This window comes from Rhizobium sp. TH2 (genome assembly GCF_024707525.1).
Lineage (GTDB): Bacteria > Pseudomonadota > Alphaproteobacteria > Rhizobiales > Rhizobiaceae > Rhizobium_E.
Genome location: NZ_CP062233.1, coordinates 191,487 through 200,626, shown reverse-complemented (window position 1 = coordinate 200,626; position 9,140 = coordinate 191,487). Strand labels below are relative to the sequence as shown.

At 58.3% G+C, this 9,140-nt stretch carries 11 protein-coding genes and 1 pseudogene; 2 read left to right on the top strand and 10 right to left on the bottom strand.

Going from position 1 to position 9,140, the window contains the following annotated elements:
* Positions 1 to 126: 126 nt before the first annotated feature.
* The 3 genes from IHQ71_RS31215 to IHQ71_RS31205 form a co-directional block, all read right to left on the bottom strand.
* Positions 127 to 366, bottom strand: coding sequence for a DUF6894 family protein (locus IHQ71_RS31215; RefSeq protein WP_258163359.1), 240 nt, complete (start codon positions 364 to 366; stop codon positions 127 to 129).
* A 146-nt stretch (positions 367 to 512) separates the two neighbouring features.
* On the bottom strand, positions 513 to 1,685 hold the full coding sequence (locus tag IHQ71_RS31210; RefSeq protein WP_258163358.1) for a site-specific integrase: 1,173 nt from the start codon (positions 1,683 to 1,685) through the stop codon (positions 513 to 515).
* Between the two features lie 68 nt (positions 1,686 to 1,753).
* The gene (locus IHQ71_RS31205) at positions 1,754 to 2,260 is read right to left on the bottom strand and encodes a hypothetical protein (protein WP_308737988.1); all 507 of its coding nucleotides are present in this window, start codon (positions 2,258 to 2,260) and stop codon (positions 1,754 to 1,756) included.
* A 502-nt stretch (positions 2,261 to 2,762) separates the two neighbouring features.
* On the opposite strand from IHQ71_RS31205, the gene IHQ71_RS31200 reads away from it, so the two are divergent.
* Positions 2,763 to 2,939 carry a DUF3606 domain-containing protein gene (locus IHQ71_RS31200; protein ID WP_258163357.1) on the top strand — a complete coding sequence of 59 codons (177 nt, stop codon included), beginning with the start codon at positions 2,763 to 2,765 and terminating at the stop codon, positions 2,937 to 2,939.
* A 326-nt stretch (positions 2,940 to 3,265) separates the two neighbouring features.
* Here the strand turns inward: IHQ71_RS31200 and IHQ71_RS31195 are convergent, their stop codons facing one another.
* Both IHQ71_RS31195 and IHQ71_RS31190 read right to left on the bottom strand, forming a co-directional pair.
* Positions 3,266 to 3,643 carry a response regulator gene (locus IHQ71_RS31195; RefSeq protein ID WP_258163356.1) on the bottom strand — a complete coding sequence of 126 codons (378 nt, stop codon included), beginning with the start codon at positions 3,641 to 3,643 and terminating at the stop codon, positions 3,266 to 3,268.
* The gene (locus tag IHQ71_RS31190; RefSeq protein ID WP_258163355.1) at positions 3,643 to 4,191 is read right to left on the bottom strand and encodes a YidB family protein; all 549 of its coding nucleotides are present in this window, start codon (positions 4,189 to 4,191) and stop codon (positions 3,643 to 3,645) included. The genes IHQ71_RS31195 and IHQ71_RS31190 overlap by 1 nt, the downstream gene beginning before the upstream one ends.
* Before the next feature lie 352 nt (positions 4,192 to 4,543).
* Here IHQ71_RS31190 and IHQ71_RS31185 point away from each other — a divergent pair, with 352 nt between their 5' ends.
* Positions 4,544 to 5,698, top strand: coding sequence for an RHE_PE00001 family protein (locus IHQ71_RS31185; protein WP_258163354.1), 1,155 nt, complete (start codon positions 4,544 to 4,546; stop codon positions 5,696 to 5,698).
* Between the two features lie 100 nt (positions 5,699 to 5,798).
* Here the strand turns inward: IHQ71_RS31185 and IHQ71_RS31180 are convergent, their stop codons facing one another.
* From IHQ71_RS31180 to IHQ71_RS31160, 5 genes and pseudogenes are all read right to left on the bottom strand, one after another.
* Positions 5,799 to 6,221, bottom strand: coding sequence for a 3'-5' exonuclease (locus IHQ71_RS31180; protein ID WP_374990083.1), 423 nt, complete (start codon positions 6,219 to 6,221; stop codon positions 5,799 to 5,801).
* A gap of 207 nt (positions 6,222 to 6,428) precedes the next feature.
* Positions 6,429 to 6,692, bottom strand: coding sequence for a hypothetical protein (locus tag IHQ71_RS31175; RefSeq protein WP_258163353.1), 264 nt, complete (start codon positions 6,690 to 6,692; stop codon positions 6,429 to 6,431).
* A 274-nt stretch (positions 6,693 to 6,966) separates the two neighbouring features.
* Positions 6,967 to 7,389 (bottom strand): DUF5615 family PIN-like protein, encoded by a 423-nt coding sequence (locus IHQ71_RS31170; protein ID WP_258163352.1) that lies wholly within the window; start codon positions 7,387 to 7,389, stop codon positions 6,967 to 6,969.
* Positions 7,386 to 8,039: a DUF433 domain-containing protein gene (locus tag IHQ71_RS31165; protein WP_258163351.1), complete on the bottom strand. Its 654-nt coding sequence runs from the start codon at positions 8,037 to 8,039 to the stop codon at positions 7,386 to 7,388. Before IHQ71_RS31165 ends, IHQ71_RS31170 begins: the two co-directional genes overlap by 4 nt.
* 372 nt (positions 8,040 to 8,411) lie before the next feature.
* A pseudogene (locus IHQ71_RS31160) lies at positions 8,412 to 8,886 on the bottom strand (ISL3 family transposase); the annotation flags it as partial.
* Positions 8,887 to 9,140: the final 254 nt, after the last annotated feature.

The following is a 9,140-nucleotide window of genomic DNA, read 5'->3' as shown; positions in this document are numbered from 1 at the left end:
CCAGGTCTCTTTGCAATCATGAAAGTGAAGCTTGCTGACGATTTTCGCCCCCTGGTGGAAAATTGGCGGAACGCCCTGCTCATCCAAAACTTGCTTTGAGCCCGCGGGCCCGGCGTGCGTAGTGTGTCACTCGATACCAATTGCTGACTTGAAGGGTAGAATGAAGTGGGGCACGCCCTCTTCGTCCCATACTTCGAAACGTCGAGCGTCCAGCGTTTCGCCATGCTTGATGTTGCGGATGAGTATTTCACGAGTAGCGCGATCCGCTTCGGCGCGTGCGTCCTCAAGCGACCCGAGCTCGACACCTTGCTCGTCCTCCAGGAGGTTTTCGCCGTCACGAATGTGGAAGAAATAGCGCGTCATCATCTTACCTCGCTGCGCCAAACGACAGGGCAGCGAAATAGTTTCGGTTCGAAAGCGCACCCTCGTTGGATTCTTGAACGACCCTCACACTTCGGCGCCAATGCTGCATGATAAGACAATTGGGGCAACAACACCGTGGGCATCTGGTGTTAGACCATCAACCGTGCCGCCCGGCCGAGCTTGCGTTCACTGTTGTTGTAGTAGCTCGCCGCCTGGGTGAGCGACTTGTGCTGTGACTGCTGCATCGCCTCGGGGAGGGGAATGCCGCGATTGGCGGCTTCCGTCAGATAGCCGGCACGCAGCCCATGGGCGGAATAGGCTGTGGCATCGAGCCCGGCCTGGGCAGCTCGGGACTTAAGCACCAGGTTCACCGATTGCGGTGTCAGTGCCTGGCGGCTGACATTGCCCCATTGATCGACCTTTCGGAATACCGGACCACTGTCGATCCCTGCCATTGCCAGCCACGCCTTCAATGCGACCACCGGCCGGCCGATCAGCAGCACGGTGGCGTCGTCCTCGATATCAGTGGTCTTGGTGCGCCCGAGATGGATGCTGAGACAGGCCAGCAGAGGAGAATCCGGCACCTTCGAATCAGTTGGCACCGGATCTTCATCAACGAGATCCTCGATCCTGAGCCCAGCCACCTCAGACCGCCGCCGCCCGCCCGAGGCAAAGGCCAGCAGCAGCAGGGCGCGATCCCGGATATCGACGGGTCGATCACTGTTGCAGGTCGCCAGCAACTTGGCCAGGATATCGCCGGTCACCGCCTTCTTGCTCTTGCGCTGCCTTGGCCGGCCAGTGGCACGCACCGCGAGCCGCAGCGCGCTTTTCAGCGACGGCGCACTGAAACTCCCACTAAGTCCCCGCCAGCGGGTTAGGATCGACCAGCTGGTCAGCCGGCGCCGCACCGTTGCCGGCGCATGCGGCCCATTGGTCCTGAGCAAGCCACGGGCTTTCAGATGGTCGGCCAGCTCCGCCGGCATGCCATGGGCCGGGTCGCTCTGGCGGCGGATGGGATCCCACAGATGATGCGCCACGAACTTCAGCAACAGGTTTTCTGGCGCCGGCCAGGGCAGGGGGGTGCCGATAGCCGCGGCGGCCCAGGCCTCGAGATAGGCGAGATCGGAGGCCAGCGCCCTGAGCGTATTGTCGCCCATCCCCTCGGCGGCGAGATGTTTGAGGGTTTCGACATCGTCGTCGGTCAGGATGTCGGCGAGCTGGTCGCGGCGATCCAACGGCAGGATGGCGTCAAGCGCATCGAGCTCCGTGGAGCGCTTGAGCACGGCCTCGGTGGGAATGGCGGGTAGGGGGCGCTTGGCCATGTTTGGCTCCGGGAAAATATTCTCGGTCCGGCGACGCGACCGTGATTTGCCCCGAGTCTAGAGTATTGTTATTGCCGCTTCAAAAGAATCTCGCTGGTAGTCACTATTTTCCCCGTGGCGGGGTCCTGATCGGTGGTAATCAGCGTCATCCCCCCATCGCCGACTTTTTGAACCGTGAGCGTTGCGTCGCGGTCACCGTTCACGTTCTTAGCCCAGCGGACGTTGAATGCGAGCGAATTCCCACGTCGTTTACCTTTGAGCACGGCAGGTCCAGTGCCGGCGCCTAGGTAAGTGCCTCTGTACCCGGTCCCTGCGACTTGAATATCGGCGCCGATCTTCCTGGAAATGACAAGTAGCCCGGTACAGGAACCATTCAGAGAGAGCGACTGAACGTCGGCCGACGATTTGAATTTGCATCTGACGGATATGGGCTTTGATGTCGTACGGAGCTTGACGGTCCCCTTGCCTGAATAGGATCCTTCGAGCGTCTTGAGAAAACTTGCCTCTCCTGCGAAAGCTTGGTTCGCGACCACCATGGCGGACGTCACAAGAAGTGCTTTCCAAATTGTTCGCATGATACAAATCTCAGTTTTCTGGAATCGGAAAAAAAACGGTCCCATGCCATCGGGTCCGAGATCGAATGAACCTCTTGTGGCAGCAGCGGCGCGCCTCCATCAACACGGAGGAGCCCGCTAGGTTTCGTCAAGACGTCCAAGAAATTCACTCCCGCGCAATATCAGGATTCTTACGGCGTCTGCGTAACGACGGAAATCACTCTGCCCTCGAGACACAGCGTCCTGCGCATAGAGGCCACCTGCTCTGCAGCGTCTTGCTCAGATCGAGCCCAGATATCGACGCTATACCGACGATCATCGTGGCGATATCCGACTGAGAACATGAAGACTGGATGCCCCTCGGCATCGGTGGAGAGACAATCAGCATCAGGCGCATTTCGCATTGCGCGTGCCGTCTCCATATCGATCAACTCTGCCATTTTACGCTGACTCACATTTCGAACAGGGAACACCGAGGTCGCGATTGAGTTCCTTAGTAATATTCTTGTCATGGAGAGCACCAATGTCCGACGATCCAAAGAAAACGGGCCAAGATCGCAAGCTGGTTTCCAACCAGGAACACGAGATCGCTCACGTCATGAAATCGGCCGGCGTCACACGTCAAATGGCCAAGAAGGCAATCAAGGAAGCGGGACCAAGCCGAGACAAGGTGATGGCTTATCTAAAAGATCAGAAATAGCGTTCTGGCTTTTGTCACGGCGGTGCCGCCTCTACCGTCTCCACGATGCCAAGCCGCTGACTACGTGCTCCACCAATGTATGCGTCATCGATATTGGACTCGGCGACATAACGGGATGATATTAATAGGGACTGTAAGGCGCAGAGTTGGTCAGGCCTGCCATGACGCTGCCAACTTCCGCTTTCTAATTGGCGGCGTGCGCCTCAATCTTGAGCGGCGAACTGGCTCCCAATCGCAACATCGGTGCTCTTAATCATCTCGGCGCCGGCTAACGTCAGTTGCGAACACCTCTAACGATCCGTACTGGGTGATACACGCGAAGCTTATCAGCGAGAATCGCAGTTACAGTACTCTTCTATCGCTTCATGGACGACATCTTGGGAGATCGGCTTGGCGATGAAGATTGCCGATGGTGGCAAATCCTCGTCGAATGGGCGCCCCGCCCCTGACGCGACAACCATGCAGATGTGGGGCCAGCGGTTCGCAACCTCCCACGCAAACTGGCATCCGGTCATAGACCCGGGCGTCTCAAGGTCGGTTATGACAAGTTGGAGAGAAGGGTAGTCGGTCAGGAATTTAAACGCGTCCTCCACCGTTCTGGCCTCGATGACCTCGAAGCCTTCATCGGCGACCATGTCGGCGGTATCCATTCGAACAAGCGGTTCATCATCGACAACGAGGGCAATCGGCTGATTGTCGCCCATCAGACCACGCGACCAACACTTGGGACCGATGTCGGCGCCGCCGGGCCATTGTATAATCCGTCAAAATGGTCCTCGCTCGGCACGACGCCATCCGGTGTCAGGTCATCGACGGCCTTCGGAAGATCGCGCGTTAAGCGGCTGAGGATTTCCTCTTTCGAGAGCCCAGTCTTTGCTGCCAGTTCACCAAGGACATCGTCGCCAAGGGCTTGGGACAGGTCAGGTTCGTTGATTGGTTGATTGGGGCCAGTGGTGACCCAGGAATCCGCGCGGTCGCCGAGTCCGTTTTGCTTGAACTGATCGAGAAGACCTCCGAGGCCGCCGCTGAGAATGCCGCCCGGGGAGGATCCGCCAAGAATGTTGCCCAAGCCACCTTTTGTCAAGCCACCCAGCAGTTCGCCGAGGCCGCCCTGGTTTTGGGACACCGTTCCGTCGGGATTGGTTTGCTGGCCGTTCTGCAGGCCGCGGAGCATTTCGGCGATCTTGTCGCGGTTTTGATAACCGGCGACGGCAAGAACGGCGAGAAGGGCGGTGAGTGGTCCACGCGACATCGGCTATCCTCCGGTTTCAGTAAATTGAATTTGCTTCCGTCTAACTGGTTCATCGGTGTGAGAGTTCCCTGCAGTCGGCCGAGGATGCTTTAACCGCTCGCCGGGCAGCGTCTAAGGCGACCGATGTCTGGCGGAAACGCCGGCATCAGAAGGCTCGGTGACGACATCTTTCGAAATCAGGGTTTCCGCCGGGCCTTCGCGGCTGTGATTTGCCCCGATTCTAGCCATTCCGGACGGCAAAAGCCATCACTACCGATACTTGATACCTATCGATAGTGACTATTAAGCTATGAAGATCATCCAGTGACGGACAGCAAAATGAATATAGCGTCCATATGGCAAATCGTCTATCATGATTTCAATGCGTTATGATTTGGCAAAACTGCCCATCCATACCCTCTTGCAGCCGGTTTCGGACGCCGGTGCGGCTTTGGCGCGTCTCGACGAGCGGATTGCCCGTTCGCCGGTCGGGCAGGGGTGGATCGAGCGATCCCATTTTGCCGATGCCTGTGCCTCGCTCTGGGTCGATGGCGAACTGGTTCATCTCGAGGACCTCGTCCTGCACGATGCCGGCGCCGACATCCGTGCGCCCAGCCACGAGCTCACCATGGCCCGCGACGTGCTGCGCGCCCGCCGAAGGATCGCCTCGCAGCCGCCGGGTTGGGCGCTGAGCATTGACGGCGTGCGCAGCCTCCGCGGCCACGACGTTGTCGCCGGCGTGCCTGCAGCATCGGATAGTGCCATCTCGGTAGCGAAGGGCGGCATGGTCGTGGATCTCGACACTGTTGGAGCAGGGGAGGGGGAGCGGGACGGCCTGGACGATGCCGATCCGCTGGCGGCCGCCTTCGCCGATATCGACGCGGCCCTGGCGCGCTCGGAGACGGCCTTGGCAGGCGCGCAGTCGCCGGGCCGGCGTCGTGTGCGGGATCGGGACCCGTTTATCTATGATCTCGACTGGGACGAGGACGAACGCCTGGACGAATGGCGCTCCGTGCTCGACGAAACCGGAGGCCTGCCGGCAGCGTTGCGGACGATCATCGTCCTCGACGCCTGGAACACATTGCAGGTCCTGCAGCACGCCCCCTGGCTCGGTCGATTGCTGGCGGCGGCCATCCTGCGCCAGGCCGGCCTGACAACGGCAGCCCATCTCACCGCCATCAATCTCGGCCTGAAATCCATTGCCGTCGATCGCCGGCGCCATCCCGGCCGCAACACGCGGCTGCTGGCACTGCTCAATGGTATCGTCGCGGCCGCAGACCTCGGGCTGAAGGAGCATGACCGGCTGGCGCTCGCTCGCCAGGTGCTGGAGCGGCGGTTGATCGGCCGGCGGGCCTCGTCGAAGCTGCCGAAGCTGATCGACCTGGTGATGGCGCGGCCGCTGGTCTCGACGGGCATGGTGGCCGAGGCGCTTGGCGTCACGCCGCGAGCGGCGCTCAGGATCGTCGAGGAGTTGGGGCTCAGGGAGATGACGGGGCGGGGGCGGTTTCGGGCGTGGGGGGTGATCTGAAGCAGGCTTCAAGAGTGATTTCATTTAGGCTGGAGGAACGCGTCCGCCCTAACACAACGAGTGCCCGCCGCCGGTAACTACTCAAACCTCGCCACTTGGATCAGTGCTCGATCTCGTCGAGAAAGCGTGACCGTTTCTGCGATCTGACGTCTCCCCAGGGCATTTTCCGGCTGTGGGGATAGGTAATGTAGAGCCAGCGGCGCGCTCGTGTCACTGCGACGAACATAGCATTGCGCTCTTCATCAATCTGGGCAGCTGACTGCGCTCGGTAATCTGGAAATACCCCTTCGCACATCTGGACAAGGAAGACGATGTCTTTCTCCAATCCTTTCATGGTGTGGACGGTGCTCAAAGCCAATCCAGCCGTCTGCTGGTCCCCAGCGAGCTGGCCGAGCGCCATGGCATTTCGAAACGCGACCAAAGACGATCCCATTCCCTTGGACTTGAACAGCGTCCATCGATCATGAAACTCATGTAGTTCGGACAGGCTGCGCTCTAGTTCTGACCTATCAAAGTCGCTCAAACTTCGAGCGGCGACTTGACCGAGCTCAGCTTCGCTGTCAGCGACAAATTTCCGAACGTAGATCGGGCACGGTGGCACTGGGCAGTTAGGTTCCATGTTGATCGCTGCAGTAGTTTACTAACTTCCTGATATTGAAGGAAACCTCTGGCTTACGGGCCATGGTTTACGGATCGAATCCCATCAAGGCGCAATACCTGTGTGTTCACCTTAACTGGTCGCCAGTGACCGTAGCGGAAACATGTCTTCGCCGTAATGATGGAGACGGGTGTGATGGCGCCGGCATAACCATCTGACCTCGAGCGGATCGTCGTACTGGTCGTGGTGAGCGTCTACATTCTCATTCCCGCACACTTCGCAGCTGTCCTTTTCGAGGAGCCCTGATTTCAGTGCTCGTTGAACCGCAAGGTGAGCATCGTACTTTGTCGGATTGGCTCGGCGCCAATTCGCCTGTCGTGTATGGCTCTCAATCATTCATGACCTCAAACGATATGGCCGGGTCAGGCTCATTGCGAAGGATATGGATGACAGCTCCGCTGTCAATCACCATGCTCAAGTCCCTAACGCGCCGCCGGTAGCACACTTGCGGATGTCGCAATGGCAATGGCCGAATGTGGCGGGTCTCCGCGAACTCTTACCGTCTCGATCCACAGAGACAACCGCCTGTCCAGAGAGTGTCGCTGTGCATGATCGGACCTCGCCATGCCGCTCGGCACCTTCAAAAGGACGCAACCATCGAAGGACCTCGTTATTCCTGATTGGCGGGCAGGAAGTATCTGCGGACGCGAAGTGTATCGTCATCCTCGGCTGTTACTTCGAGTACCTGGTTGATGAGATCACTCATATTTCCAATTTCGGACAAGGCCTCTTCAAAGAGCTCCAATTGCATATCGAGATCCATGCCCGGGGGGCCGTTGAGACATATAAGTCCGGCATGGATCGCGACATCGGAGTATTGGCCCTTGGAGCCTGGATTTTCTATTGGTCCTCGAAAATCGACTGAATTCTTTGTCACGAACGTCCAGTCACCATCGATTATGATCGGTTTCAGCTCCCAGTCCTTACGACCGGAAAGCTTCAGCCAGGTGATATGGCTACTTTCTCCGTGGCCGGCATGAATCGCTCGTTTCGCAAGCTCCGGGCTTAGGCATTCGTCAACAAGGAATTTCATCCCGCCTTCCTGCGACGAGAAATCCGTCGGTCTGTAACGATCACGGCGCCTTCTGGAAGGTCGCCGGCCGACCTTGGTCGACCCCGTGCTGGATTCGCTTCCGCAAAAATCGCTGCGAGCCGTATCTGGCGTTCGCTGAGACTAGGGTAGGCCTCAAGGATGCGCTGGGTCGGAATACCTGCGGTCACCGATGCAGCGACGTCGTAGACAGGAATGCGGGTCCCGCTGATTATCGCGGTCCCGCCGAGGATATCATCAGAAGCCGTCACCATATCACGCGCCGCTTCAAGTTCGTTCAACCGCTCGGCCGTCCTTCGTACGAAAGGCGCGAGGTCGATCGTCAGAAATTCGTCGTGAATGGTCCAGTCCTGAAGAAGTAGCAACGACCATTCGCTGACGTTGTTGCTAAGCAATCGTCCCTCGGCAGCGCGGATTGTATTCAACCGCTCCTCTGCCGTTAGGCGTTTTGCACTGTCAAAGTAGAACGAAATCATCCAACATGCTGCAGCGCGCACATGACGACCATTATCCAGGGAAACAAATGAGTCCGGGATGATGTGCTCGTCGATCACGCGATTGACTTCACGGAGGCTCACCCGTGAGACCACGGCCGCCTCGGTTGCCTTCAGCATTTCAGCTACAGCCGTCATGGTGACCTCCTTTTAAAGTTTCCGACGTATCGGAATATATATTGAATAGCCGAAAATTTCAATAGCTAGGACATTCGTCCGGGCAGCCCGCTGCAATGGGTTTAGATCCTGCCATTGCCGGGCTATTCCTGGAGCGTCCGCTTCGGTGATTTGTGATAAGGCGCCTCGCAATCGACGGGTTCGCAAGTTCGATTCCCATCAAGCGGGTCATAGTTGCTGGCCTAAGCGGACTTCCTTCTCTGTGTCAATTTTCGGCCGCTTTGCGCCCTCATTTCTGACGTCCATGCAATTTGTTGGGACACCCGAAAGGGTCGGTCCGGTCATCACTTCTTTGATGCGCAAGCACACACTCGCGATGTATGTCCTACGGGCAACCATGATGGTTCCGTAGCTCGTCGCCCTGCGCTACTCATCATACCGACCTCCCGTATCTCGGAATTGCGTTGAGCAACCACGGCATCCCGCTTCAACTGCCGCAGGATGGTGTCATCACTGACCGGCATGCCGAGCCGCTCCATCGACGGCTCGTCAGGACGCCACCGGCACTATGGCCGAGCAGGCCGACAATCTCTCCTGCTCGTCCGACCCGCGTATGGATCAGCTACCGTCGGCACTCGGTCGGTGAAATTTCGCCGGTACGCATTCCCGATGTGCACAACGCCAGCGGCTGAGCAGGAGTCACTGTCACCGACTTGCCGTGGACCGGCAGATCCTGGAGGTTGCGGCGGGCCCAGTCATGCCGACTTCGGCTTCGCCGAGCGGAAACAACCCACCCATCGTCAACAGTGAGCGTCACACCCAGAATCTTAACCCCTGGGCCGGGCGACCATTTCGATTTCTTTCGCATGCCCGCCCATAGCGATGTCGTCGCTAACAGCGTACGAATCGCCCAAAGTGAGGATGAACCTCAATAAATGGCAAACGACACCTCGCTTCCGTAGGTCCTGACGAGTTCATCTCCGATTGGTCGAACAGTCATCGAGGCGGCGAGCGGAGGACCATTTTGGGTTAGGCAGTCACTGATCTACCAGATGACCCGTCATCGATTATGTGGATCGTTCTGTTCAGTTTCCTAGCAAATCGGGACGACTTTCCGAAACA